Genomic DNA, 26,468 nt, shown 5'->3' on the forward strand with positions numbered 1-26,468 from the left:
GCGCAATAAGTGGACAAAATCGATCGCATGCGGGCCTTTGCGCTGGTCGCAAAGAATGCGTCTTTTACCGTTGCAGCGCAGCGCATGGGGCGGTCTGCGCGTTTGGTCAGCAAATACGTCGCTGATCTGGAAAACGCGCTTGGTGTGCAGCTGCTCAATCGCACGACGCGTAGCGTCTCTTTGACAGATGTCGGGGCAACATACCTGACGCTGTGCGAGCCACTTCTGGACGGGTTTGACGAGCTCGAAGACCGGGTCAGAAATGAGCAGACCTCGCTGCGCGGCGTAATCCATATTTCGGCGCCAACGGGGTTTGGCGCATTGCGTTTGATCCCTTCGCTCGCCAAGTTTGCCGAGAAACATCCCAATGTGGAGCTTGATCTAAAGTTCTCTGATCGCAGAGCGTCAATTGTTGAGGAGGGCCTCGACCTCGCTGTCAGGATTGGCCCCATGCGGGACAGCTCGCTCAAGGTTCGGCAATTGGGCCGCATGCCTCTGGTTGTCTGTGCCTCACCGGCCTATCTGGAGCGCGCAGGGTGCCCGAGTCATCCGCGAGCTCTTGCATCGCATGAATGCATCCTCGATGGCAACATGACTGAGCCCACGGTGTGGAGGTTCAGTATCAGCGGTCATGAAGAGGCCGTCAATGTCAATGGGCGCTTCCGAATGAACGCCCCCGCGGCATCAGCGCGCCTTGCTGCACAAGGCGCAGCCATCGCACGGTGCCCCGCCTACACCGTCGCCGACGCATTGAACTCCGGCGATCTGGTCGAGCTTTTTCCCGAAAACCGAGTATCGCCATATGTCGTCGCTGCGCTGTTTCCGCAGAACAGGCGCATTACAACTCGGGTACGCGCGCTTCTGGATCACCTAGCAGGCGACCCAGCTTTATGCCCTGATGGCAAGCGCTGACGGCCCATTTCCGACATTCGTTCATACGACGCCGTATGTCCGCTTACATTACCTTTCGGAACTTTCTGGCCACCTGCGCGGCGGTGCCCTCGTCAATGCCGCGAAGAGAAGCACTAGTGGCCACGATAGTATCCAATGAGCGGCGGATGGTCGTCATCGTCGACAGTCATTTGGCGGTTGATAGCCCCTGTCTCAAAGGCATCCATCGGACTGTAAGGGCCAAGGGCTCATAGCGTTCTATCTTACTAAGTAAGTTAGAATGCTTGGGCTTCCCGGGAAATACTCTCGGAGCATTGTGTGCGTCGGCAAAGCGATATCAAAGCAAGAATGGCTTCGCGGCACGCCCCTATTACTCCAGATAGGTTTTGAACCATTCAATTGTGCGGTCCCAGGCCAGGTTTGCCATCTCCTCGTCATAGCGTGGCGTGCTGTCATTATGAAAACCGTGGTTGGCGTTTTCGTAAATATAGGCCTCGTATACCTTGTCGTTGGCCTGCAGGGCGGCCTCAAAGTCTGGCCAGCCCGCGTTGATGCGTTCGTCGAGCTCACCCATCTGAACAAGCAACGGCGCTTGAATTTTGGCCACATCCTCGGCCGCTGGCTGGCGTCCGTAGAACGGGACACCAGCGGCCAGTTCGGGATAGGCCACAGCAATTGCGCTGACCACACCGCCGCCGTAGCAGAATCCAACAGCGCCGACCTTTCCAGTGCAATCATCTCGGTTCAATAGGTATTCAAATCCATTGAAGAAATCGTTCATCAATTCGACCCGGTCCACTGTCTTTTGCAGCTCGCGCCCATCCGCGTCGTTGCCTGGGTATCCTCCCACTGACGTCAGACCATCGGGGGCCAGTGCCATAAACCCGGCCTTCGCCAATCGGCGCGCCACATCTTCGATGTAGGGGTTAAGGCCGCGGTTTTCGTGGATTACCAATACTGCGGGCAGGGGCTCTTCAACGCCGGCGGGTCGGACAAGGTAGCCGCGAACATCACCGGTTCCATTCGGTGAAGGGTAGGTGATGTAGTCCGCGTGGATATCAGGATCGTTGAACGACACTTGCTGAGCCATCGCGTAGTTCGGGCTGAGCATGTTCAGCAGCGCGACCGCTGTCACGCCGCCGACCGCGAACTTGCCTGCGCGGTCCAGGAATTGGCGCTTGGTGATCTTGCCGTGTGCGTAAAAGTCATACAGGTCCAGAAGTTCCTGGTCGAAGTCTTTTGCGGTCATGCGAGTCATTGTGGATCTCCTGATGAGTTTGGTAGTCTGAAGGGTGGGTAGTATCCGATCTGAAGGTCTTGATTTGATTGAGCGTCTGGATAGGCTTTCTAAGATGCCGCCGGTGACAGTTCCTTGTTCGCGTACCGTTCGCGCAGCACGTTCTTTTGAACTTTTCCCATAGTGTTTCGCGGCAACTCCTGGACAAGTTCGTAGCGACGAGGATGTTTGAATCGCGAGAGCTTGTTTCTTATGATCGACTCGATCTGTTCCACCTGAAGCTGTGCTCTGGGCTCGGCAACCAAAGCAGCAATAATTGCTTCTCCAAATTCGTCGTCGGGAACCCCGAAGACCGCCGATTCCTGAACACCATCGACATCGTTCAAAACGTCTTCAATTTCTTTGGGGTAGACGTTGTAACCACCGGTAATGATCAAGTCTTTTGATCGACCTACTATCGACAGGTAGCCATCCGCGCTGTATTGGCCCAGATCTCCGGTAATGAAGAACCCATTCTCGCGAAGCTCTTCAGCGGTTTTTTCGGGCATTTGCCAATAGCCCTGAAAAACATTGGGGCCACGCACTTCAATCATTCCGATCTCGCCCTGGGGCAGCGGTTCTCCAGTTTCAGGGTTGGTTACGATCACCTCGGTGCCGGGTAGAGCCATACCAACAGTTCCCGCGCGACGCTCACCGCTATAAGGGTTAGAGGTGTTCATGTTCGTTTCGGTCATACCGTAGCGCTCAAGGATACGGTGGCCGGTGCGCGTTTCGAACGCCACATGGGTCTCCGCCAGCAACGGGGCTGAGCCGGAAATGAACAGACGCATGTTCTCTGTGATCTCATCGGTGAAACCGTCATGCGCCAGCAATCGGGTATAGAAAGTGGGGACACCCATCAGAAGAGTTGAATTCGGCAGTTCTTCCAAGATCATCTCAGTGTCAAATTTTTTCATCAGCCGCACTTTGGAACCGGCGAGTAGTGATGTGTTCATCGCCACGAAAAGCCCGTGCGTGTGAAAGATGGGCAACGCGTGAATCAAGCGATCACCGTCGGTGATACCCCACATATCCACAAGGGCTTGGGCATTGGACAGCAGGTTTCGGTGGCTGAGCATCGCGCCCTTGGACCGGCCCGTGGTACCTGATGTGTAAAGAAGCGCCGCGAGGTCTTCTGGCGCGCGATCCACGGTTTCGAATGCACAAGGCTGTGCATCCGCTTCGCGGCTCAGGCTTGAATTTTCGCCACCCAAGGTCAGCAGCTTTGCGCCGGACCGGGTTGCCAATTGCTCGAATTCAACTTTGTCGTTGCTGTCGCAAACGATTAACGCAGGTTGTGCGTCAGAGATGAAATAGTCCAACTCTGCCATGGTATAGGCAGTGTTTAGGGGCAGGTAGACAGCACCTGCCTGAACCGAAGCGGCATAAAGCGCAATCGTGTCGGCCAACTTGGGGGCCTGCACAACGATGCGATCACCAGGGGAAACTCCGCAGTTCTGCAAGACATGCGCGATCTGCGCGGTACGCTGCAGAAACGCGTCATAAGATACCACTTGGCCATTATCTAGCTGTAGAAATGGAGCCGTGTTGCCCTCGTGGTGGGCAAACAAACTGTCGTAAAGTGTATTAGTCACGCTGTATTTTCCCTAGGCGTTACCGCAAGCGTCGCAGTTGAAGCCGCGCGAATTGAACGCGAGGCTTGGATCGTGGCACTTGTCGCGAATTCTTCGTGGTAACGTTCTGTTTGGTTCAAATCGTATAGGTAGTTGACCATCGCACCTCCGGACTGGGCTAGTCCGTTTGGCGACGGGTCGGCGTCGGCATGCACTTCATGAAGCTCGGCACCATTGCCCAGATGAAAGCGGGCCACGGGGTCCAGTGGCATCCCATCTTTGCGCTTGGCGAACATCAAGTATCGGGCAGCCATCGCGCGCGTGTCCTGCGGCGTGGCTGTTTCTGCCATCACGGCCTGCGCGGCATGGCCGTGTTCTGGATGTTCAGTTTCCCCGGCCAGCCAACGATTCAGTCCTGGTATCGGTGACAGGGTCACAAAGGTACCAAGTTGTTGAAGCTCTCGCGAAAGCTCGGTCACAACCTGTTTTATCAACAGATTCCCAAAGCTGATGCCCGCTAATCCCTTTTGGCAGTTTGAAATTGAATAGAACGCTGCGACTTTGGCCTGCTCAGCTTCGATCGGTTCTCGCGCCTCGGACAGAAGCGTGTCAATTGCACCCGGGATTTCAACGGTCAGAGCGACCTCGACAAATATCAGCGGCTCATCTGGCATAGAAGGGTGGAAGAACGCAAAACAACGACGATCTGACGGGTAGAGCCTTCGCCGCAAATCGTCCAGATCGTTGATCTGGTGTACCGCCTCGTAGGCGACGATCTTGTCCAGAACACGGGCAGGGGTGTCCCAGCTAATTTGCTTGAGGACAAGAAAGCCTCGGTTGAACCAGCTGCGCAATAAATGGACGAAATCGATATCCGTTCGCTTGAGTTCCGGTTTGGATTTGAGAAAGCGCAGCAGATCAACGCGCATGGCTACAAGTTCCTGTGTCGCACCAGACGGCTGGTTCAGCCGTCGCAATAACTCTTGCCGCCGTGGCTCTGAAACTTCACTAAGCCTTTGATAAAGTTTGACACTTTGGTCTCTGGCGTAGAGGCGGGCTGCTTCAGAAAGCTGATTTGCGTCCAACTCAAGTTGGTCATTCAAATAGACAAAAAAGTCTAGTTTCTCCGCATCATTCAGAGTGTGGTAGCGCTCAAGGATCGTAGACGCGAGCGTGAATCCTGAAACTTCACCTTCCGCAGATAAAAGCGCCTCACATAGTTCGGAAATGGACCGTTTGTCATCCTTGCCACGCCTTTTGTCGGAACGGTCCAGCAATTGGTTTAGTAGATCACCCAGAAACCAATTCTGCTGCATTTCAGGGCTCCATCTGGCTGCTAAGGTACTCACCTGTTCGGCGGTAGTGATCGATAAGGTGCCGAGTTGCGCCGTCTGCGTCGTGATTTAATGCGGCGTCCAAGATTTGCTGATGTTCGGCGGCGATGTCTCGTTTTTTGTAACTCGACCCGCCGGCCGCCAGATAGCGGTAGCGAATGTTCAGGTCGTAAAGCTGCGAGCAATACCGCAGCAGCAACGGCAGTTTCGAATTGTCCAACAAGGCCATATGAAACGCCTTGTGAGCGTCCTCAAAGTCTTGTGCCCCGTTCTGGCTGGCCTTTTTCATATGATGGTGACGCAAGACAAGCCGGTCTTCCCAGGCCGCATCCGCATTGGTGATGGAAGCGCGCAATGCGGTTTCTTCAAGGTTGCATCGAAGCAGAAGGATTTCCTCAAAGTTACACTTGCTGACTGGCGCTGCCCGAAATCCGCGCTGATCAATCCGCTCGACCAACATGTCCGAAGTCAAAAGGCTAAGCGCTTCCCGAACTGGACTAGCGCCAGTGTCCAAAAGCCCGCGAAGCTGTTCGATCTTGAGTTTTTGACCCGGAGGTAATTCGCCGGTCAGGATTAATTCGCGCAGCTTTCGATACGCTCCATGAGTGGCTGATGTCTCTTTGCCCTCAGTATCAAGCATGGCGTCCATATCCGACTGTTCCTATTTCGCGGCAAATACTCTTGAGTGCACTTAACTGAAGGCACTCGTTCCAGTCGATAGACCAACTGAAAGGTTCAGCGAGCCTTCGTTGATCAACCAGCGCCGAAGTACAAAACTACGTGCCCCACTTTTGTGCATAGGATCGTCTTCGGCCAGCTTCCGGGCGGATTCAAGGCTGTCGGCGCGATAGATGATCAGTCCCATCCCCTGCATGTGCTCGCCAGTTTCATCCGACATGGGGCCTGCAAAAGCCAGCTGCCCCAAACGTTCCAGCTGCGTCTGATACGCCAAGTGATCAGGCAGTGACGCCTTTACATCATCCGGCGCTTTGGCTGGCGTGCTCAGCGCGACGTAAAGCTCCAAAGCAAGCGCACCGCGGCTTTTTGCTTCTGATTTGTAGCCTGCCCAAGCAACCATTTGCTGTCTCCAAAAATATCGATATTATTTGACATATGGCAAAATAGTCGGCAAAAATCAAGCGAACTGACATGGATGGTGAAAATGAAATACCTGGTGGGAGAGACTTCGGAAGGCACAGCGGTTTTTGCTGTAGACGGTGAAAACGCAGTGAATCTAACGGCTTTGGACCCTGCCGTCGGTTCGGATTTGATGGGTTTGATAGCCAAGCCTGAACTGGCCGACTCACTTGCCAGCAAAATTGACGCGGCAGACAGTGTGCCCGTGTCTTCCATCACTCCGGCATTGCCCGTTGCTGCTCCCGGAACGATCATTTGCATGGGGTTGAACTACACGGACCACATCAAGGAAGGCGGGTATGACATCCCGGAATATCCGACGCTGTTCATGCGCGGGAAGAATTCGATCATGGCGGCAGGGCAACCTATGGTACGGCCTGCCTGTTCCCAGAAGCTCGACTACGAAGCAGAACTTATGCTGATCGTTGGAAAACGCGGCCGCCATATCTCGGAGCAGGACGCACTGGGCTATGTCTTTGGCTACACTGTATTCAACGATGGTTCGCTGCGGGACTATCAGCGCAAAACCGTTCAGTGGACGCCCGGCAAAAACTTTGATGATACGGGCGCGATTGGTCCATTTACCGTAACGCCGGATGAGTTGCCCGAAGGGGCATCAGGTCTGAAGATCGAAAGCCGTGTGGGTGACGAAATCCTGCAAAGCTCGAACACGGCCAATATGATCTGGGGTGTCCGTCAGGTCATCGCGACGATTTCGGAATATACTACTCTGGAGCCGGGGGATCTGATTGCGCTGGGTACGCCGCCTGGTGTCGGACACGCCAAAAAGCCCAATCCCCGTTGGTTGAAGCCCGGCGAAACCGTTGAGGTCGAGATTGAAGGCATCGGAATCTGCGCCAGCCCAATCATTGATGAAAAGGACGCCAAGTCCAAGGTGGCTGCAGCATGAGCGCACCAACCGGAGCAGAGCTGGAGGCACTTCGCGCCAAGGCGCAGCAAGATCACCGCGATCTGCGCGCGCGCATTCCACGCTTGTCGGATGATGCGATCGCCTTGATCCTGCGCGAATCCAGATCGCACTACGCGTGGACCAACAAGCCTGTTTCTGACGACATACTTGAAGAGATCTACGACATCACGATCAACGGCGCGACCAGCATGAATACGTTGCCCGCGCGCTTCGTTTTCGTGAAAAGTCCCGAAGGGAAAGAGCGGCTTGCAAAGTCTTTAAAGCCGAAGAATGTGCCAAAGATGATGGATGCTCCGGTCACGGCGATCATTGCCTATGACATGGACTTCTGGAAGGAACTGCCCTTTCTTTTCCCGCACGAAGACCGTCGGCCATTGTTCGAAAACAAGCCCGAATACGTGGCAGACACGGCCTTTCGAAATGGCACGCTTCAGGGCGCTTACTTCATGATTGCGGCCCGGGCGGTCGGGTTGGACGTCGGCGCCATGTCAGGTTTTTCGAACAAGATCGTCAATGAGGAGTTCTTCGCGGGTACGACGCTCAAGTCCAATTTTCTTTGCAATCTGGGCTACGCGGATGAGACCGGATTGTTCCAGAAGCTTCCACGTTTTCCATTCGAAAAGGTTTGCTCTTATGCATGAGGAGGTGACGCTGTGGCTATGAAAGTGAAACCCGTTGTGACTTACCGCACGACAGCTCAATGCCCGACTCATGCGCGGACTGAGATACCAATTCGCGATCTTGATGTTGTTGTCGATGAACCCGTCGAACGCGGCGGGACAAATCTTGGTCCGTCTCCGACCGAAACCGCGATGGCAGCCCTAATCGCCTGTACGAATGTCATCGGACACAAGAACGCACATCGGTTGGGAGTTGACCTCGGCAGCGTGACAATCGACGCGAAATGCAGGCTGGATCGGCGCGGTGTCCTGATGGAAGAGGAGATCGATGTTCCGTTTCCGGAAATCGAACTCACCGTGAATTGTGAGACACCCGCCAGTCAGGAGGAGCTGACACTCGTGGGCGAGGAGACAGCCAAGTATTGCGCTATTGCAAAACTGTTTGAAGCGGCAGGCACGGACCTGACCGTCAACTGGGTCAAAACAAAAGAATAAAGACAAAAGACCCAACTTTCTGGGAGGAGAGAAATGAAAAACTGGACCAAACGCAGCCTAATGGGCGCTGCTCTGGCAGGCGTCATGGCAATGCCCGTCGCTGCAGAAGAGACCATCTCTGCCGTCGTAATTGATGGCTATCCCGACCGCGCGTTGTGGGTGAAAGAATTCACCAACTTCTTCATTCCAGAGGTGGATAAACGGCTGGGCGATTCCGGCAACTATAAAATGAACTGGCAAGAGAACTACGGCGGTTCAATCGTTAAGCCGAAAGGCGTTCTGGAAGGGATTCAGCTTGGCCTTGGCGACATAGGTATCGTCACAACCATCTTTCATTCTTCTAAGCTGCCCAGCCAGGGTATTTCGGGATCGACACCCTTCGTGGCGTCGGACTCCCGTGCCGTGGCTAAGGCAGTGGATGAAATCGCGCGCGAATACCCTGCGATGCAGAACGAGTTTGCCGCGCAGAACCAAGTTTATCTTGCTACCGGCGTTGTACTCGACACCTATCAAATCTTTTGCACGGAACCTGTTTCTTCGGTTGCCGATCTTGAAGGCCGCAAAATCGCGGGAGCAGGCCTGAACCTGCGTTATCTTGAAGGGATCAAGGATGCCGCCGGTGTACGCGGGGGACTAACCGATTTCTACAACATGCTTCAAACCGGCCTCGTCGATTGCGGCATGCTTTGGCCCGAAGCCGCAAAGACGTTTAAGATCGCGGAAGTAGCGCCGTACATGCTCAAGGCTGATCTGGGAGCAGTGAATTCCAAGACCATCACCGTCAATGCCGACTACTGGGCTAGCCTCCCGGACGAAGTCAAAGACGTGTTAAAGGCCGTCGCCATCGACTACCGTGACCATGTCGCCGGCATCGCGATGGACCGCGCCGCTGCTTCGCGGGATGCGTATGTTGAAGCGGGTGGAACAATCGTTGAGGTTTCGGACGAAGACCGTGCCGCTTGGGCAAACGCCATGCCGAATGTCGCGCAGGAATGGGCCGCGACGCTGAACGATAAAGGCGAGCAGGGCACAGAGATGCTGGCCGCTTATCTCGGCAAGCTTCAGGATGCCGGATTCACCGGTGTGCGTGACTGGACGGCTAAATAACCGGTTGGCGATCCACGAAAAGGGGCCTTTCATGCTGAAGACCGCAGTTGCTGGCTTGTCTCGGGTCGCCAATTCGCTTGCAATCGCTGCCAACGCTTTGGGTACTATCGTTGTCCTTGCGTTGGTGGTCATTCTGAATATTGACGTCATCGCGCGTGGCCTGTTTTCAGCCCCTCTGCGCGGGACCTACGAGATGGTCCAGTTTTCGGTCGTGATGATCGTTTTCTTGCAGTTGGCCGACGTCGTCAGAGTGGATCGGCTGACGCGCTCAGACGGGTTCCTGAACCTGCTGCACCATCGCCGCCCGGGTCTGACAGCCAGCCTGAGGCGCATCATCAACGCCATATCCGCAATCTTTATGGCTTTGATTGCGTATGTAACCTTCCCAGAATTTCTTCATATGTGGGAGACACAGGACTACTTCGGAGTACCCGGTCTTTTCACATTGCCATGGTGGCCGGTCAAACTGGTCATCGCGTGCGGTACTGCGCTTGCCTGCGTGATCTTCCTGCTTAAGGTCGTCACGGGGCAGGACCGCCCGCAGCTTGTCCGCACCCCTGAACATGACGAGGCCGCAGAATGACGCCGATTGAGATTGGCCTGATCTCGGTCGTTGCCATCGTCTTTTTGATCTACGCAGGCGTCTACATTCCGATTGCTCTGGGTGTGGTCTCCTTCGTGTCGATCTGGCTGATGCGGGACAATTTCACACTGGCGCTCAACCTGCTGAAAGTGGCGGTTGGCGACAGCGCGATGGAATACAGTTTCGCGACCATACCGTTGTTTACCTTTATGGGACTTATCGTCTCAAAGGCCGGGTTAGGCAGGGATATCTACGAAGTTATGACCATGCGGTTTCGCAAGGTCAAAGGTGGTATCGGAATGGCGACCGTCGGGGCAAATGCCGTGTTTGCGGCCGTTACCGGGTCGTCCATTGCGTCCGCATCAGTGTTCACCAAGGTCTCGGTCCCGCAGATGATGGCGCAGGCATATAATCCACGTTTTGCGGTTGGGGTTGTGGCCGGGTCGTCGGTTTTGGGGATGATTATTCCGCCCTCGGCGATGCTGATCATCTATTCCTTTGTCGCCGAACAGTCCGTAGGGGACATGTTTCTGGCGGGAGTAATACCCGGTATCATGCTGGCGATAGCCTATGTGGGCGCGATCTGGTTGATGGGCCGTTTTACACCTGCATTTGTGGGCGGCCGGGTCGTCGAAGACACCGAATGGATGTCCGGGCGCGAGATTGCATCCAAGACCCTGCCCACATTGTTCATTATCACGGTAGTGCTCGGTGGCATTTACACAGGATGGCTAACCGCTGTCGAGGCGGGTGCCGCCGGGGCACTGGTTGCGCTCGTGATCGCAGTCGTACGCAAGTCCATGACACCAAGAGCGTTCTGGGACGCTTTGCTGGAAACCGGTCACATTACAGCGGCGATCTTGTTCCTGATTACGGCGGCTTCGATCTATAGTCGCATGCTGGGGCTGGCCGGGCTGCCCAATCAGTTGCAGGATTTGCTCGCGGGAAATTCCGCGTCCTTTTGGTCGATCATGCTGCTCTACGTTCTCTTGATGCTTTTTCTGGGAACTTTGCTCGATACGGCGTCCATCATTCTGATCGTCGTCCCGCTGTTCCTGCCCATGGCCGAAGCCCTGGACATGTCGTTGATCTGGTTTGGCATAATCACTGTGGTCGGCGCCGAAATCGGGCTTTTGACCCCGCCTTTGGGCATATCTTGCTTCGTCATCAAATCGACGATCAACGATGACCGAATATCGCTCAAGGATGTGTTTATGGGCGCACTTCCCTTTGCGTTCGTGATGCTGATCGTTCTGTTTATTCTGATCGAGTTCCCGATCCTCAGCCTTGCCCTGATTTAAGGAGGCCCAGATGCGCTCTGTCACCAAAGACAATATCACCGACGTGTTCATGGGATACCTGTCCAAGGACACCGATCCGCGGATGAGAGAAATCATGGGGTCTCTGGTCAAACACCTCCACGACTTCGCGCGAGAAACCAACTTGACACATGACGAATGGCGCGCCGGGATTGCGTTTCTGGAGGGATGCGCTGCCGTGGAATCAGAGGACAGGCATGAGTTCGTGCTCGCCTCGGATGTGCTGGGCCTGTCGTCATTGGTGGACATGTTGCATTCAAGTTCTGATGCAACAAGTTCGTCCGTACTTGGCCCTTTCCATGTCTCTGGCGCGCCGCCTCTGCCATTCGGCGGGGATATGAAGCGCCACTACGGTGGGCCTGTGCTGCTTGCTGAAGGCGTGATCCGGGACATCGATGGTAATCCGATTTCCGGTGCTGAGCTGGATATCTGGCAAACCGCACCGAATGGAATGTATGCAAGCCAGGACGAAGAACAGGACACCTATTCTTTTCACGGCCTGATGACTACCGGTGACGACGGTAAGTATGCATTCACGACCGTCAAGCCAGTTGAATACACGGTACCGTCAGATGGGCCGGTCGGGGATATCCTGCGCGCCTGCGGCCGCCATCCCTGGCGACCTTCGCACCTGCACTATATCGTCAAAGCTCCTGGCTTCCGTTCTTTGGTCACTGAGATTTTCCCCGACGACGATCCTTATTTGGATCAGGATACAGTGTTTGGTGTTCGGGATGATCTGGTGATGACCTATATTGAAAGGCCAGTTTCAGAATTTCCTGATGGCATGGAGCTTTCTGGTAAGATCACTGAACCTTTCTTGCACGTGAAGTTCGATGTGAAGCTTGCCAAAGTCTGAACGATATTGAGGAGGCTTGAGGTGCTGAAACATATCTTCATATTTGGTGCCGCGCTGATTTGCAGTAGTGCTATCGCAGAAGAGCGCCCGATCTTTGACGCGCATATTCATTACAGCCACGATGCCGTCAAACTGGTTCCTCCCGAACAGGTGGCCAAAATCCTTCGAGATGCGGGCGTTCGTAAAGCCCTGGTCTCCAGCTCTGATGACAATGGTACTCAGCTGTTGTTGGCCGCGGCACCGGACATTGTTGTTCCGGCACTGCGCCCTTACCGGCGTCGCGGTGAAATCAACACCTGGATGCACGATGAAACCGTAATCGAGTATCTGGAAGCAAATCTGGCAATGAACAAGTACGAAGCCATCGGTGAGTTTCACGCTTACGGCGACGATATCAAAACGCCGGTCATCCAACGTATGATTGCACTAGCCAAAGAGCGGAACCTCATCCTGCATCACCATGGTGATCGAGAGGCAGTTGACCTGATCTTCGAAACCTGGCCGGAGGCTCGGGTCTTGTGGGCGCACTCTGGCTTTGATGATCCGGCGAGTGTTGTTGACGCGCTGGACACCTATCCCAGGCTTTGGGCCGATTTGGCGTTTCGTTCCGACATGACCTCACGAGGCCGTATCGACCCGGATTGGAAGGCGGCTTTCGAAGCCCATCCGGATCGTTTCATGGTCGGTACGGATACATTTGCGCCGGAACGTTGGTATTACGTAGGACCTCATGCCGATTTTTCGCGTGAATGGTTGGATTTGCTGCCGGACCAGATTGCGGACAACATCGCCTATGCCAATGCCGAACGTTTGCTGGCATCAGAATGATCCGCTGCGCTGTCTGGTTTCTGATTTGGTCCAGCGCGGCTTTTGCTTGTGACGTAACTGGGCAACGTGTGAATTCGGAAGTTCAAAACGCACCCGAGGTTTATCTGTCTGTTGATGAAATTCCGTTGGCTCAACCGTTTTCCTTGCTGGTTTCAGTTTGTAGTGAAACTGCCGTGGGCCAAATGCGCGTGGATGCAATCATGCCCGCTCATCAACACGGTATGAACTATACCCCCAAGGTTACCGCGTTGGACGGTAGAACGTTCCGCGTTGATGATATGCTGTTTCACATGCCGGGTTTGTGGGAGCTGCAGGTTGATGTCGACATCAATGATCAATCAATTTTCTACACGTCAAAAATTGCGTTGAAATGAAGCTGTGGATGACTGCGGCGCTAATGGTCCTGACCGGCGCAGTGCGTGCCGAAGTCTTGCTGTCTGCTGACGAAATTGAACAAACGCTGACTTTTGGACCGTGGCCACCATCCTTCCAGTCGGACCCAAGCAATAGGGTTTCCAAAGACACCCGATCGATCCAGCTCGGACAGGCTTTTTTCAACGATCCGGTGTTGTCGGTCGACGGTGCATTTTCGTGCGCCAGTTGTCATGATCCTGAACAGGCCTTTACAACGCCGGAAGCCCGAGCGCTCGGCCGTGTTCTGTTAGATCGAAACACACCATCACTACGGAACCTTGCCGGACTCCGTTGGTATGGGTGGGGTGGAAAGAGCGACAATTTTTGGGCGGCAAGCCTGCATCCGATCATCGAAGAGCATGAGATGGCGCATAGTCCCGAAAGTCTGAAAACAGCAATCTCAGAAAGTGCTTACATTGATGACTTTGAAGCAATATTTGGCGATATCCAGGATCAAGGTCCAGAACATGCTCTGGTAAACACTGCAAAAGTCCTTTCGGCTTACTTGGAAACTTTAGCTACCGACCGGACTCAGTTCGACGATTTTCGCGATGCCTTGGAGGATCAAGATTTTGCAGCGGCCGCGTACTACCCCGAAGCAGCCCAGCGAGGTCTTCAGCTGTTTTTAGGGCGCGGGAATTGCGTGTTTTGCCACAACGGCCCGAGGTTTTCCAACAATGAGTTCCACGATGCCGGTGTACCATATTTTCTGAATGAAACCGAGGTTGACGAAGGTCGGTTTGGTGGATTGAACTTTTTGCTCTCAAGCCCCTATACACTGGACGGCGTCTGGAATGACGATCCGGACAAGCAAGGTGCTTGGGCCGTTCGAAATGTACGCCGGAGCCACGCTGATTTTGGAACCTTCCGCACGCCCAGCCTGCGTGGGGTGGCTGAAACCGCACCGTACATGCATGACGGCAGCCTAGGGGATCTGAACGCTGTGATCCGGCATTACAGCAAAATCAATACGGAAAGGCTGCACGCCGACGGTGAAGCCATTCTCTCGCAATTGAATTTGTCTGAGCAAGAGATTGAAGACTTAGTTGCGTTTTTGATGACGCTGTCCAAGGCACCTTACTAAAGCGTTTGTATTTAGTGTCCGGGAATGGGCAATTTGGCATGCTGATTCGGCGGCTATCGTTAGCAGTGCCGATGAGGGGGTTCTGCTCGCTCTGGGTCAGAAATGGATGACGTGATCGGCCGATTTGTTGAGGTTTTGGATGTCGATTGAGTCAAGTATCAGTGACGTTCCACAGTACTTGTTGAACGTCACAAGAACCTGACCCAACCGTCGCAGTTGGACCAGAAACGAGGTGAACGATCGACATCGGATGGCACCCCCAAATCAATAACTCGTTGAGCACGAAGTAGACCCAGAGCTGCAAATCAGTTGCTGAAAGAGGAATTTGGTGCCGCTTTTTTAGCTAGAACTCAGTCGTGACAACTCGGCCCGAAGCGGTCTTCCGACTACGGTAATATCATCGCCTCCCCTTGCCTTGAGCCGCAAAAAGGTATTCTGTCGCTTGAGGGGCGTCCCGGCCTTGGTTTTGAACTCGACTTTGATGCCGTGGCCAGGGCGGCCGATGCACACCGTGCATATGCCAAGGCACAGGGCGGAGCCTGAACATGCCTCAGATCAGCACCACAGAGCTGGAAACCCTGGCCTGCGCCTAGCCGACCTTCGTCCTGCATTCTCAATGCTGCGCCAGCAGCCTGCTTTGCGGACATTCGCTGCATTCGTCATTTTTGGGATTACTCAAACTCACATTTCGCGGGCAAAGCGCCAGTTCGTTGCCATCGCAAAGGATGCCCGCTTATCTTCACTAATCAGACCTCGGCGAAATCAAGATACGTATAGATCGATAACTCTGCGGGCCTCAGCGATCACGTCTTCTCGAAATGCGGCTGGCTCATGGACCTCGGCCTCAGAACCCAGCGATAAAACATCACGAACGGCCTTCACTCCAACCTCCATGTGTACGTTCACAGAGAACCATCCTTTTCGTTTCGGAATCTGAACAGGCGACTGCAATACAAAGCCCAATTCGTTTAACATGCGCAAGCCTGTTGAACTGACCCGAAGCGCGACTTGTTGAGACTTCAGCCGACGCTCGAAATCTGCGATCCAGCTGTGCCAAAAAGCGCTGACATCAAAAGTCTTCGGGCGTAAAAATGTTTCATCAAGAACCTTGATGCTCCGGACATTTGCAATCTTGTAGACACGTGGGGTTTCGAAGAGCGCGACAAGATACCAGTTTCCGGCTTTCAGGACAATCGCCAAGGGTGACACGACACGGTCCACGACACCGTTCCAGCTCTCGTATTCTATCGACAGTCGCCTTTCATTCCACACGGCTGAGGCAACCTCAGGCACAAATGGAGCCGTGGTCTTCTTTTGATACCAACCCAGCGGATCCAACAAAAACCTCTCGGAAACAAGAATGGCCTGATCGCGCGTCGAGCCCGAGAGCGACGCCATGATTTTCAGCTCTGTCTGGCTCGCGGCTTCCAGCAAACCAAGATCATCCAATGCGGAGCCAAGCCCCGCCAGCAGCAGGCTGCGCGCTTCATCCGCATCAAGGCCTGTCAATCGGGTTTGGTATCCATCCATCAACCGATAGCCACCGTTGCGCCCCCGCTCGGCATAAACGGGGACACCTGCGTAGCTTAGCTGATCGATGTCCCTGTGAATCGTGCGCAAGCTGACCTCAAATTCATCGGCCAATTGCTGCGCAGTCATCAGGCCGCGGGATTGAAGGCGTAACAAAATTGACAGTAAGCGAGAGGATTTCATCGGCTCTCCGAAAAAAACATGACACGTTATGTCGGGTTATTTCTCTCATAAGCTGTCATGTCACGGAAAAAAGGAGAAGCCATGCACACCGATCGCGACCCCGAGGCGACAACCGCTATCCAGAATGATTTTGACTTCATGTTCGGGTCTTGGACCGTACAGCACAGACGCTTGAAGGAGCGGTTAACTGGCTGCGATGACTGGGAGGTTTTCGCAGGCCTTTCGCAAACGCAGCCAATCCTCGCAGGCAATGGAAATGTTGAAGACAACCTTGTCGAGCTTCCCGGACAGCCTTATCGCGCCATTGCCTTGCGCAGCTTCGATCCAGGTTCAGGGGAATGGGCGATCTGGTGGCTCGACGGTAGATCGCCCCACAGGCTTGATACACCGGTAAAGGGTGCATTCACAGGAGATATCGGAGAATTTCGCGCGCATGACGTGTTGAATGGGCAGCCCCTCATCGTCAGGTTTCTTTGGAAAAAAGGGGCGGTTCCGCGATGGGAACAAGCTTTCTCGACTGATGATGGAGCCACTTGGGAAACCAACTGGACGATGGACTTCACACCGATTGCCTGACGAAAGACCGAGTTCTGTGGGATAACGGACTTTGAAACCGAGCGCAGCATCGGTCAATCTGGGCTCTCTATTTCCGCGGGGACAATTGCAGCATTGGCGATATTGGGTCGTGCCGAAGCTTTCGAGGACGGCCCATTGCTGCCATTGTCCGAGGATTATCGATGCTGCAGTGCGGCCCGTCGGAGGAGACATTCGCTGCAAGCGCAAAGCCGGAAGGCCAAACGAGGTCTGGACCGCGGACGAAGCTGCATTTGAACTTCATTTGATCAATGTCGGCTAAGCGGCAACGGAGGAACGCAGCTTGATGCTTTGCCCTCCGATACTGCTACCAACGTTGAAGTTGCTGGCAGCCTGGCAAGTATAGTAGTCAGCAACAGCGATTTCGGCTTCTTGATGTTGACCCTGAAAACAGATGGTAGCTGGTCGATGGACGCAATAGATGCAGAGGGGAAAACCCGGAATCGATGCCGTCTTATAGGGCGTAAGCTTTCTTGCGAATGACGCAAACTGAGTGTCGCTTGAAAGGTTTCGTTGCCGTCACTTGCGGCTCAAAGCGACCCTTGAATCGATAGTGGCGATGCTGCGTCTGTAACCCGTATTGCCGACATTCGCTGCAACTGCATTTTTCGTAATTGTGCACGTTCACGTACTTCAAACAATTCAGTCAGCGCTTGATCAGCAAAAAGTGTGTGCCAAGGTGTAACTTCTCATCGCGGCCATGGTTTGGCGCCCGCTGCCTCCCACTTGGGAAATTGCTGCCGCAACCCCCTGCCGGGCAGTGGATGATGGGCGCGGATCACGGTGCTGTCGATCATATGCAGGTTGTGAGGAACGGCTTCGCTTTGGTTCAAAGTATCCATGTTCGACTCCCATAGCAGGGCTCACAAGTACAGACCTGACAACACCGTTTCGGCGGATCAACAATTTTGCGCAAAACCGCTTGACTGGGAAGGCCCCGTTACCGAAATCCTAACCCTAGCCGACGTGTTGCTCGGCGACGATTTCCCCAAATCTGTCGAAAAACTTGGCTGAAAGTTTTTTTGCAGTCCCTGCAATCAACCGGCTGCCCAATTGCGCTATTTTCCCGCCGATTGTGACCTTGGCACTATAGGATAAAACCGTTTCCTCGCCCTCAGTGCTAAGACGGACATCCGCTCCCCCTTTGGCAAAGCCTGCAGCGCCACCTTTTCCTTCACCAGTCAGGGAAAACTCATCCGGAGCTTTGGAGTTGTCCAACGTCACTTCGCCGCTGAACCGAGCCTTGACCGGGCCGATTTTGAGCACAACTTTGGCCTCCAAGTGCTCGGGAGAATGCTGGATCAATTCCTCACAACCGGGAATGCACTCACGCAACACATCCGGATCATTTAGCGCTCGATACACGACGTCACGCGGAGCAGAGATACGGATTTCGTCATTTAGTTCCATTTGAGAGTCCTTTACTCAACAGCATCTTGGGAAAACGCGAAGTGCGGTCTCGGTCGCCTCTTCCGGGGTCTGTTCCTGCTTCACAGTCCGAAGGGATTGCAACCATCTACGCCATTTTTTCATCATGCGACGTCTCCTCGGAATTGTCTGAATTCCGCCAGAGGATGATCTCTGCGAGGATCGACAGGGCGATTTCGTGCGGGTCGATTCCATGGATATCCAGACCGGCCGGTGACTTGAGCCGACTGGTTTGCTCAGCGGTCAATCCCTGCGCTTCCAACCTCTCGCACAACACCTTGGCCTTGCGGTGGCTCGCGACCATCGAAACGCGTCGTGCTGGTGATTCAAGCGCAGATTTCAGCGCTGCGCCATCGCCCTTCCCTTGTGAGGCGACCACCGCGAAATCGCGTGGTTCAACCCCCAATGCGTTTAGGTCATTTGGATCAAAACCGATGAATTCCACCGAGCTTTCGGAACCTTCAGGCAAACAAACACGCAACCCGATCAGCGCCGCGTGCGCGGCAAGCGCGTTTGCAATCGGAGATTCTCCGAAAATGATCAAGCGCGGGGCGTGCTGATAGGGTTCGATCAGCAAATCGACCGTTCCGCCCGAAGGACAACCGCTTTTGAAGGTCTCAACACCATCCGGGTCTGTCATCGCCACTACCTTGTCTGAAGGTTTCACGCGGATCATTTTCGGAGTTCCACCCGCAAGTGCCTCCTGCGCCGATGTGCGTACAACGCGCTGCACGCACGCTCCGCCCAGATGCCCCAAAATACAGCCGTCCCGCATGATCACGGCCTTGCCACCTGCCTTGGCCGAAGTTGCGTCGGCAGTGCGAAGGACCGTTGCCACGCAAAAGGCATCGCCCTTTTTGCGCAACTCCTCAATCTTGTCGAAAATGTCGAAACCTGCCATCGACGTGTCCTTTCACAGTTTTCGGAATTTGGGTTCCAACGCCGCCAGCGCGTCGAGCGTGTTGGCCGGTAGGTGCGCATCCAGATAAGGTTCTGCTGCCTGCATAGCGGCGGCAATGGGCTGATAGTTTTTCCATCCTTTAAGAGGATTCAGCCAAACAATCCGCCGCGCCTTGCGCCGAATCCGAGCCAGAGCATCTGCCAGGGCCTCAGGCGACTCGCTGCAATAACCGTCTGAGAGGATCAATACGATCGTCCGCCCGTTCAATGCACGGGCACCGTATCCGTTCAGAAACCTCTCAAGGCTTCCCGAGATGTCTGTCCCACCGCCGAACCCTTCGGCCATGAGTGATAACCGACCGGCTGCGCGCAGCGTGTCATGATCGCGCAGCGCATCAGTCACCCGCATCAAACGGGTGTGAAAGAGATAGGCGTCCGCCTCTGTTCCACTGCCGATCAGACCTTTGAGGAAGGCTAGAAAAACCCGCGAATAGACCGTCATCGATCCACTAACATCGCACAACGCCACAATCCGCAATGGGCGCGGCGGACGGGCGCGACGGTACAGGTCCATTGGTTCTCCGCCCCGCGCAAGGCTGGCCCGCTGTATGCGACGCATGTCCAAAGCAGGTCCTCGCAGCGCCTGTTTGCGCCGACGCGAGCGCCGGTCGCGGATAGCGCGCGCGATGGCCGTTGCGGCTTGTTCGGCCTGGCGCAGCGCATCTTCATCCATCAACTCGCGCAAATCCCGGCGCGACAGGTTGGCCGTACGGGTCGCAATCAGCTTCCCGTCTCTCCCCAAAGCCTCCCCATCGCCGGTATCAGGTGCGGCGGCCTGATCCGTGCCGGTCTCGGTTTTCTGAGCATCCTGGCTCTCTTGCTGCCAGATCATCGGCTTGGCGGATTGAACCCGCACATGCGCGGTTTGGGCAGTTCCCGTGCGTTGCTTGCCGGTGTTGAACCAATAGGCTTCGAACAGGTCATCGAACCGCCGCCAATCGTCGGCGTCGCCGGCCAGCAACACGCAAAGTGCCTGCTGGGCCTGTCTGACATCCGTCGCCTCAACCGCCGCCAGCGCGGCCAATGCATCCCCCGTTTCAGCCGGCCCGACGCGCAGTCCGTTCATACGCAAATGCGCGATGAAAGCGGACATTCTTTCCGACAAACCAGATGCGCGTGCGGGGAACCGGGTGACCTGCATCACGCCACCTTTCCGATCAGGCGATCCGTCACCTCGGGCGGAGCAGCGTCGTAGTCGGCAGCGGTTTTCAGAAGGCAAACAAGGGTCGCCTGAACCTCTTCGCGGGACTGCGCCATGTCGTTTACACCCAGCCCCGAAAGGGCCGCCGCCCAGTCCAACATTTCGGCAATGCCAGGGGTCTTCTCCAAGTCTTCTTTGCGCAGCGCCTGCACAACGCCAACAATCTGGCGCGCCAACAGCCCTTCAACTTCGGGCATGCGGGCTTTCAGGATCGCCATTTCCGTTTCACGCGATGGGTAGTCAAGGAAACTATACAGGCAACGACGCCGCAGTGCGTCCGAAAGATCCCGCGTCCCATTCGCCGTCAGGATCACGATGGGCCGCGAACGCGCCTTGATGGTGCCAAGCTCGGGGATGGTGATCTGAAAGTCCGACAAAATCTCAAGCAGATAGGCCTCAAACTCCTCATCCGCCCGGTCGATTTCATCGATCAGAAGAACAGGTGGTTCTTCTTCGCTGATCGCTTCTAGTAAAGGTCGCTTCAGCAAATAGTCATCAGTGAATAGCTGGGCCTCCCTGGTGCCACCCTGTGCCTCGCTTGCACGAATAGCCAGCAACTGGCGCTGGTAATTCCATTCATATATCGCGTGGCTGGCATCCAACCCTTCGTAGCATTGCAACCGGATCAACCGCGCCGCGCGTTGTGCCGCCAACGCCTTTGCAACCTCTGTTTTTCCGACCCCTGCTGGCCCTTCCAACAGTAGCGGACGCCCAAGCAACTGCGCCAGATGAAGCGCCATCGCCAATCGGTCATCGGCAACGTAGCCCACCTCGGCCAAGCCTTGCTGAATGTGCTGCAAGCTCATGCAATTCTCCCGGATTGCCGCCGCGCCGTATTCCAGCGCGGCAGCTTTTCCTGTTAGCCGTGCATTCCCAGACCGTTGGCGATCTTCCAGATACGCCAGTGGTCATGCGGCATGTGGCTCTGAACAAGGCCAAACGGACGGAAGGCATCATGCACCGCGTTCGAGAACGCAGGAACGCCACCGACATTCGGGCTTTCGCCAACGCCTTTTGCACCGATCGGGTGGTGCGGAGACGGCGTCACCGTGTGATCGGTGGTGTAGTTGGGCGTCTCCCAGGCGGTGGGCAAGAAGAAGTCCATCAACGTACCGGTCTTGACGTTACCCATCTCATCATACGCGATTTCCTGACCCATAGCGATTGCCAGAGCCTCGGTCACGCCGCCATGGACCTGACCCTCGATGATCATGGGGTTGATCCGGGTCCCGCAATCGTCCAGCGCATAGAACTGCCGGACCTCCCATTCGCCGGTATCGACGTCGATTTCCATGACGCAGATATAGGCCCCGAATGGGTAGGTCATGTTCGGCGGGTCATAGTAGCTTACGGCCTCCAGACCGGGTTCCAGCCCCGGAATCGCCTGATTATATGCGGCAAAGGCGATTTCTTTCATCGTCTTGAACCGCTCAGGCGCACCTTTGACCGAGAACCGATCCACGTCCCATTCGACATCGTCGTCGTGGACTTCAAGCAAGTAAGCCGCGATCATCTGCGCCTTGGCACGGATTTTGCGGGCGGCCATCGCCGTTGCCGCACCGGCCACAGGTGTCGAACGAGACCCATAGGTGCCAAGCCCATAGGGCGCGGTATCAGTGTCGCCTTCTTCCAGCGTGATGTCATCGGCAGGCAGGCCGATCTCGCTGGCGATAATCTGGGCGAAGGTCGTTGCATGACCCTGCCCCTGACTGATCGTCCCCAACCGTGCGATGGCGGAACCCGTCGGGTGAATCCGGATTTCGCATGAGTCGAACATTCCCAATCCAAGGATATCGCAGTTCTTGACCGGTCCAGCCCCGACGATTTCGGTGAAATGCGTCAGGCCGACGCCCAGCAGTTTGCGGGTCCTTCCGGCTTTGAAGTCCTCGATCCGTTGCGCCTGTTCCGCCCGCAGACCTTCATAGTCGACAGCTTTCAGCGCCTTGTCCCAAGCGGTGTGGTAATCGCCAGAGTCATACTCCCATCCCAGCGCTGACTGATACGGGAACTGATCTTTGCGGATAAAGTTGATCCGGCGCAACTCGGCCGCGTCCATGTTCAGCTTGATGGCCAGTACCTCGATCATCCGTTCGATGAAATATGCGGCCTCTGTCACCCGGAACGAACAACGATATGCAACACCGCCCGGTGCCTTGTTGGTGTAAACCCCATCCACAGCCAGATAAGCAGTTGGGATGTCATATGACCCGGTGCAGATGTTCATGAAACCAGCCGGAAATTTGGTCGGGTCGGCACAGGCGTCAAATCCACCATGATCCGCTGTTGTATGGCACCAGAGACCAGTGATCTTGCCATCCTTGGTCGCAGCTATCTTGCCCTGCATCCAGTAATCGCGGGCAAAGGCGGTGGACATAAGGTTTTCCATCCGGTTCTCGACCCATTTCACCGGCTGGCCGGTGACAATCGAGGCGACGACCGAGCAGACATAGCCCGCATAGGCGCCAACCTTGTTGCCAAAGCCACCACCGATATCAGGGCTTATCACCCGGATATTGTGCTCGGCCAGACCCGAGATTAGCGACACAACAGTCCGGATCGCGTGGGGGGCCTGGAAGGTGCCATACAGCGTCAACTTGCCGGTCACCTTATCCATCGAGGCAACACAGCCGCAGGTCTCCAGCGGGCAGGGATGGGTCCGATGGTAATAAACCATCTCTTCGGCCACAACATCGGCCTCGCCCAGAACGGCTTCGGTCGCGTCCTTGTCGCCTTGCTCCCACGTGAAAATGTGGTTGTGGTGTTTGCGCGGGCCATGCGCGCCCTCGGTCTGACCCGCAAGGTCTTCACGCAAAACTACGTCCGATTTCAACGCCTCGAACGGGTCGGTCAGGACCGGCAGTTCTTCGTAGTCGACCTCAACCAGCTCTGCCGCATCGGCAGCGATGTACCGATTTTCGGCGACGACATAGGCAACTTCCTGACCTTGGAACAGAACCTTACCATCGGCCAGAACCATCTGCTTGTCACCTGCCAGCGTCGGCATCCAGTGCAAACCCAGCGGAGCCAGATCCTCGGCTGTCAACACAGCAACAACGCCGGGCACGGCCAATGCGGCCTCTTTGTTCACATTGACAACGCGGGCATGGGCATAAGGCGAGCGGACGAAAGCGCCAAACAGCATCCCATCCAGCTTGATGTCGTCGACATAGTTGCCCTTGCCTTGGGTAAAGCGCACATCCTCGACGCGTTTGCGCGAGCTTCCCATCCCTTTGAGATTGGCGGCGCGTTCTCCGGGGGTCATGGTTTGTTCGTTCATTCCGCGGCCTCCTTCTGAGCGTTCAGCATCTCAGCCGAGGCGGAGATCGCTTTGACGATGTTCTGATACCCGGTACAGCGACAGAGGTTCCCCGCCATACCAAAGCGGATTTCTTCCTCGGTCGGATTCGGGTTTTCCTGCAACAGGCGATGCGCGCGGGTGATCATGCCCGGCGTGCAGAAGCCGCATTGCAGCCCGTGATGTTCGCGGAACATTTCCTGCAGAACGCCAAGGCTGCCATCGTCATTGGTCAGTCCTTCGACAGTGGTAATATCGGCTCCGTTCACCTGCGCCACGAAGGTGGTGCAGGATTTGACCGACTTACCGTCGATATCCACGGTGCAGGCACCGCAATGGCTGGTCTCGCACCCGATATGAGGGCCGGTGATTTTCAGATCTTCCCGCAGGAAGTGGATCAACAGCGTGCGCGGCTCGGCCAGACCCTCGACTTCTTTTCCGTTCACGGTGAGTTTGACGTGCATTTTTGACATTGGTTCCTCCCCTCAACCCGCGCGGCTTTGCGCACGGTCGATGGCGCGGCGCAGCATCACGGCGGCCACGTGTTTCTTGAATTCGACGGGGCCGCGGTTGTCAGCGACCGGGTCGATCGCATCAAGCATTTCCGACACACAGCCCTCGACATCACCACCCGCCAAAGCACTGCTCGCGCTTACGGACCAGACGGGAGTGTCGGCCAGATTGGTCATCGCAACTGACGCCGTACCATTTCCAACCATCACTGCGGCGGCAGCGGTAGCGTAGTCGCCTATCTTTCGTTTTTGCTTTTCGTAGGCTTGCCTCACGCCGGATCCGGGAACCGGAATCGAGATGCGTGTCAGGATTTCCTCATCTCCACGGGCGGTGAAATAAGCAGCCTCGTAGAAGTCACGCGCCGCAACGCTGCGGTTACCATCGGGACCGGACAACTCAAACGTGGCGTTCAGGCACTGCATCAATCCCGGCATGTCATTCCCAGGATCCCCATTGGCGACGTTGCCACCAACTGTGCCCATATAACGCACTTGCGGATCAGCGATCTGCAATGCGGCTTCGCGGATCAACGGAATGGCGGTGGCCAACCCATCGTGGGTGATCAGCTCATGCTGTGTCACCATCGAGCCCAATTTGACGGTATCAGCACCAACCTCAACACCCTTCAATTCGTCGATAGCTTGAAGATCGACCAGATGACCCATCTCGGCCATGCGCAACTTCATCATAGGAATCAGACTGTGCCCGCCTGCGATGACGCGCGCCTCGTCTCCATGTTCTTGCAGAATGCCGATGGCCGAGGCGATATCGCCTGGCCGGTGATACTCAAAACCGGCTGGTATCATTTTCTTCCTCCCTGGGTCCGAGCGTTATGCCTTGGGGGACCTTGAGTAAGAAAAGAGTGGCGGGCTCAGGCGTTCCAGCCAACGGAAACAGGGCGCGCAGCTTGTTTCACGAAATGCGAATTGGCTGCACGAGATGCGATCAAAGGCCAAGCGCCTCGCGAATGTCTGTTAAACGGGATCGGCTGACCGGTACCTTTGTCAACGCGTCGACGCCGTCGAAATAACAGGTCCCATTATCCTTGTGACGCTCAAAGCTTGAGACGTGCTTTGGGTTCACCAGATAGCTGCGATGGGCCCTCAGAAATCCGTCAGGTTCCAGGCGCGATTCAGCCTCGGTGATCGACCAAGGGCAAAACAGTTTCTCGGCATCTAAATAAAGAACGGTATAGTGCCCCTCGGCCCGGATGGCGGCGATGCGGTTGGATTCGGCGAAAAAAGTCTGGCCCTCGCGCTCGAACGGAACCCCGGCACGCAGGGCTGCGGGTTCTGCAGGACGTTCGGGTGCAGGCGTCTCCTTAGGTTCGATGAACGAGATTCCCGTCAACAGGAACGCTCCGCAAATCAGAAACACCGAAACCGTGACACCCATCGCCAGAACCTGATTGTCTAGCGCAGGTCCTGCGCCACCGGCGCTATCGCTGGCGACAAAATCGGTCAGCCCGGTGGCCACAAAATGCATGGTAAACACGGCCAGCCCAAAGCAGACCGTGCCCAAAAGAATATTGCGCTGCGTGCGATTACCATAGGCGACCCAGATGGCCGCAACCGACAGTATCACCGAAGCCAAAGTCGCCAACACCACATCCAATGCATTATAGACGGGACGGCACAGCTGCATTCCAGCCATTCCGATATAGTGCATCACCACGATCCCCAGGCCCACGATCACCCCAGACCCGATCATGATCTGGGGCGTGCGCGGGCGAAAATGCAGCAGTAAAAGCGCCAGTCCAACCATCAGGATCGCGACCAGAGCAGAAATCAGTGTGATCAGAGCGTCATAGTAAAACAGGATCGGCAGTTGCAGACCCAGCATGGCGACAAAATGCATCGACCAGATGCCGCCACCCAGAATGACTGCCGCCAGAGCAACCACAAGCTTACGCCGCTGACTGTCAAGCTGGGATGCACCATGGGTCAGATACAGCCCGGTAAATCCCGCCATCAGCGACACGGCCAAAGAGGCCGCCACAAGCCAGGCGTTGTGCGAATAGTCCAGCATATAGGTGTACCCGCCCTCCCCAGCGCGTGTCTGACGTTAGCAAACTGAAATTCCCGGCACAATCTACTCTGGCCGGACTGCAGCAGCACGCGCAGAGGAATTCGAACCGGTCTCAGTGAGGCTTGCAAAGCTGTCTTGTGTCCGTCACCGAGTTCGCGCCATTCGGCAGCAGCGCTGGAACGTGTCTGCACGAAAATGTCCTGGCTAGAGAGGGATCGCTCTTAGTTAAAGTGATCGCGGATCTAGGCATGAAAGGTGGCGATTACTGGACATTCAATTCAAGT

27 protein-coding genes are annotated in these 26,468 nt (G+C 55.5%); 12 read left to right on the forward strand and 15 right to left on the reverse strand.

The annotated features are described in order from the left end of the window. Positions 1–9 precede the first annotated feature (9 nt). Positions 10–912: a LysR family transcriptional regulator gene (locus tag G7G_RS0100750; RefSeq protein ID WP_010437358.1), complete on the forward strand. Its 903-nt coding sequence runs from the start codon at positions 10–12 to the stop codon at positions 910–912. A gap of 349 nt (positions 913–1,261) precedes the next feature. On the opposite strand, the gene yghX is transcribed toward G7G_RS0100750, so the two are convergent. The 5 genes from yghX to G7G_RS0100780 all read right to left on the reverse strand — a co-directional run bounded on the left by yghX (position 1,262) and on the right by G7G_RS0100780 (position 6,153). After that, entirely contained in the window at positions 1,262–2,149 is an 888-nt protein-coding gene (gene yghX, locus G7G_RS0100760; protein WP_010437361.1) for a YghX family hydrolase, read from the reverse strand. Between the two features lie 89 nt (positions 2,150–2,238). After that, positions 2,239–3,762 carry a malonate--CoA ligase gene (locus G7G_RS0100765; protein ID WP_010437362.1) on the reverse strand — a complete coding sequence of 508 codons (1,524 nt, stop codon included), beginning with the start codon at positions 3,760–3,762 and terminating at the stop codon, positions 2,239–2,241. Continuing rightward, positions 3,759–5,057 carry a malonyl-CoA decarboxylase gene (locus G7G_RS0100770; RefSeq protein WP_010437363.1) on the reverse strand — a complete coding sequence of 433 codons (1,299 nt, stop codon included), beginning with the start codon at positions 5,055–5,057 and terminating at the stop codon, positions 3,759–3,761. Before G7G_RS0100770 ends, G7G_RS0100765 begins: the two co-directional genes overlap by 4 nt. A gap of 1 nt (position 5,058) precedes the next feature. Next, positions 5,059–5,715, reverse strand: coding sequence for a GntR family transcriptional regulator (locus G7G_RS0100775; protein WP_238528745.1), 657 nt, complete (start codon positions 5,713–5,715; stop codon positions 5,059–5,061). Positions 5,716–5,766: 51 nt separating this feature from the next. Beyond that, complete coding sequence (locus G7G_RS0100780) at positions 5,767–6,153, reverse strand: YciI family protein (protein WP_010437367.1); 387 nt, start codon at positions 6,151–6,153, stop codon at positions 5,767–5,769. A gap of 84 nt (positions 6,154–6,237) precedes the next feature. Here G7G_RS0100780 and G7G_RS0100785 point away from each other — a divergent pair, with 84 nt between their 5' ends. From G7G_RS0100785 to G7G_RS0100830, 10 genes are read left to right on the forward strand one after another with little or no spacing between them, the layout of a single operon-like run. Further along, the gene (locus tag G7G_RS0100785) at positions 6,238–7,122 is read left to right on the forward strand and encodes a fumarylacetoacetate hydrolase family protein (protein ID WP_010437368.1); all 885 of its coding nucleotides are present in this window, start codon (positions 6,238–6,240) and stop codon (positions 7,120–7,122) included. Beyond that, entirely contained in the window at positions 7,119–7,784 is a 666-nt protein-coding gene (locus G7G_RS0100790; RefSeq protein ID WP_010437370.1) for a malonic semialdehyde reductase, read from the forward strand. Before G7G_RS0100785 ends, G7G_RS0100790 begins: the two co-directional genes overlap by 4 nt. A gap of 18 nt (positions 7,785–7,802) precedes the next feature. Then, the gene (locus G7G_RS0100795; RefSeq protein ID WP_010437372.1) at positions 7,803–8,258 is read left to right on the forward strand and encodes an OsmC family protein; all 456 of its coding nucleotides are present in this window, start codon (positions 7,803–7,805) and stop codon (positions 8,256–8,258) included. A gap of 33 nt (positions 8,259–8,291) precedes the next feature. Next, positions 8,292–9,365: a C4-dicarboxylate TRAP transporter substrate-binding protein gene (locus G7G_RS0100800; protein WP_010437374.1), complete on the forward strand. Its 1,074-nt coding sequence runs from the start codon at positions 8,292–8,294 to the stop codon at positions 9,363–9,365. Between the two features lie 31 nt (positions 9,366–9,396). Beyond that, positions 9,397–9,948 (forward strand): TRAP transporter small permease subunit, encoded by a 552-nt coding sequence (locus G7G_RS0100805; RefSeq protein WP_010437376.1) that lies wholly within the window; start codon positions 9,397–9,399, stop codon positions 9,946–9,948. After that, positions 9,945–11,249: a TRAP transporter large permease gene (locus G7G_RS0100810; protein WP_010437378.1), complete on the forward strand. Its 1,305-nt coding sequence runs from the start codon at positions 9,945–9,947 to the stop codon at positions 11,247–11,249. Before G7G_RS0100805 ends, G7G_RS0100810 begins: the two co-directional genes overlap by 4 nt. Positions 11,250–11,259: 10 nt before the next feature. Further along, the gene (locus tag G7G_RS0100815; RefSeq protein ID WP_010437379.1) at positions 11,260–12,126 is read left to right on the forward strand and encodes a dioxygenase family protein; all 867 of its coding nucleotides are present in this window, start codon (positions 11,260–11,262) and stop codon (positions 12,124–12,126) included. A 21-nt stretch (positions 12,127–12,147) separates the two neighbouring features. Further along, positions 12,148–12,954, forward strand: coding sequence for an amidohydrolase family protein (locus G7G_RS0100820; RefSeq protein ID WP_010437381.1), 807 nt, complete (start codon positions 12,148–12,150; stop codon positions 12,952–12,954). After that, a complete protein-coding gene (locus G7G_RS0100825) occupies positions 12,951–13,328 on the forward strand; it encodes a hypothetical protein (protein WP_010437383.1) in 378 nt (125 codons plus the stop codon). The genes G7G_RS0100820 and G7G_RS0100825 overlap by 4 nt, the downstream gene beginning before the upstream one ends. Beyond that, entirely contained in the window at positions 13,325–14,452 is a 1,128-nt protein-coding gene (locus G7G_RS0100830) for a cytochrome-c peroxidase (RefSeq protein ID WP_029621588.1), read from the forward strand. The genes G7G_RS0100825 and G7G_RS0100830 overlap by 4 nt, the downstream gene beginning before the upstream one ends. Before the next feature lie 762 nt (positions 14,453–15,214). Here the strand turns inward: G7G_RS0100830 and G7G_RS0100835 are convergent. Next, entirely contained in the window at positions 15,215–16,165 is a 951-nt protein-coding gene (locus tag G7G_RS0100835) for a helix-turn-helix transcriptional regulator (protein WP_010437386.1), read from the reverse strand. An 81-nt stretch (positions 16,166–16,246) separates the two neighbouring features. Here G7G_RS0100835 and G7G_RS0100840 point away from each other — a divergent pair, with 81 nt between their 5' ends. After that, a complete protein-coding gene (locus tag G7G_RS0100840; RefSeq protein WP_010437387.1) occupies positions 16,247–16,741 on the forward strand; it encodes a hypothetical protein in 495 nt (164 codons plus the stop codon). 707 nt (positions 16,742–17,448) lie between these two features. Here G7G_RS0100840 and G7G_RS24945 read toward each other — a convergent pair. The 9 genes from G7G_RS24945 to G7G_RS0100885 all read right to left on the reverse strand — a co-directional run bounded on the left by G7G_RS24945 (position 17,449) and on the right by G7G_RS0100885 (position 26,184). After that, the gene (locus tag G7G_RS24945; protein WP_010437388.1) at positions 17,449–17,601 is read right to left on the reverse strand and encodes a hypothetical protein; all 153 of its coding nucleotides are present in this window, start codon (positions 17,599–17,601) and stop codon (positions 17,449–17,451) included. 115 nt (positions 17,602–17,716) lie between these two features. Continuing rightward, complete coding sequence (locus tag G7G_RS0100850; RefSeq protein WP_010437389.1) at positions 17,717–18,169, reverse strand: SRPBCC family protein; 453 nt, start codon at positions 18,167–18,169, stop codon at positions 17,717–17,719. Between the two features lie 106 nt (positions 18,170–18,275). Continuing rightward, on the reverse strand, positions 18,276–19,088 hold the full coding sequence (locus G7G_RS0100855; protein ID WP_010437390.1) for an XdhC family protein: 813 nt from the start codon (positions 19,086–19,088) through the stop codon (positions 18,276–18,278). A 12-nt stretch (positions 19,089–19,100) separates the two neighbouring features. Next, entirely contained in the window at positions 19,101–20,240 is a 1,140-nt protein-coding gene (locus tag G7G_RS0100860) for a vWA domain-containing protein (protein ID WP_238528747.1), read from the reverse strand. 47 nt (positions 20,241–20,287) lie between these two features. After that, on the reverse strand, positions 20,288–21,154 hold the full coding sequence (locus G7G_RS0100865) for an AAA family ATPase (RefSeq protein ID WP_010437395.1): 867 nt from the start codon (positions 21,152–21,154) through the stop codon (positions 20,288–20,290). Positions 21,155–21,207: 53 nt separating this feature from the next. After that, positions 21,208–23,625: an aerobic carbon-monoxide dehydrogenase large subunit gene (locus tag G7G_RS0100870; protein WP_010437398.1), complete on the reverse strand. Its 2,418-nt coding sequence runs from the start codon at positions 23,623–23,625 to the stop codon at positions 21,208–21,210. Continuing rightward, the gene (locus G7G_RS0100875; protein ID WP_010437402.1) at positions 23,622–24,116 is read right to left on the reverse strand and encodes a (2Fe-2S)-binding protein; all 495 of its coding nucleotides are present in this window, start codon (positions 24,114–24,116) and stop codon (positions 23,622–23,624) included. The genes G7G_RS0100870 and G7G_RS0100875 overlap by 4 nt, the downstream gene beginning before the upstream one ends. A 12-nt stretch (positions 24,117–24,128) precedes the next feature. Next, positions 24,129–24,962, reverse strand: coding sequence for an FAD binding domain-containing protein (locus G7G_RS0100880; RefSeq protein WP_010437405.1), 834 nt, complete (start codon positions 24,960–24,962; stop codon positions 24,129–24,131). 139 nt (positions 24,963–25,101) lie between these two features. After that, on the reverse strand, positions 25,102–26,184 hold the full coding sequence (locus tag G7G_RS0100885; protein ID WP_010437407.1) for an MHYT domain-containing protein: 1,083 nt from the start codon (positions 26,182–26,184) through the stop codon (positions 25,102–25,104). Positions 26,185–26,468 lie beyond the last annotated feature (284 nt).

It is taken from the genome of Ruegeria conchae (assembly GCF_000192475.1).
Classification (GTDB): Bacteria; Pseudomonadota; Alphaproteobacteria; order Rhodobacterales; family Rhodobacteraceae; genus Ruegeria; species Ruegeria conchae.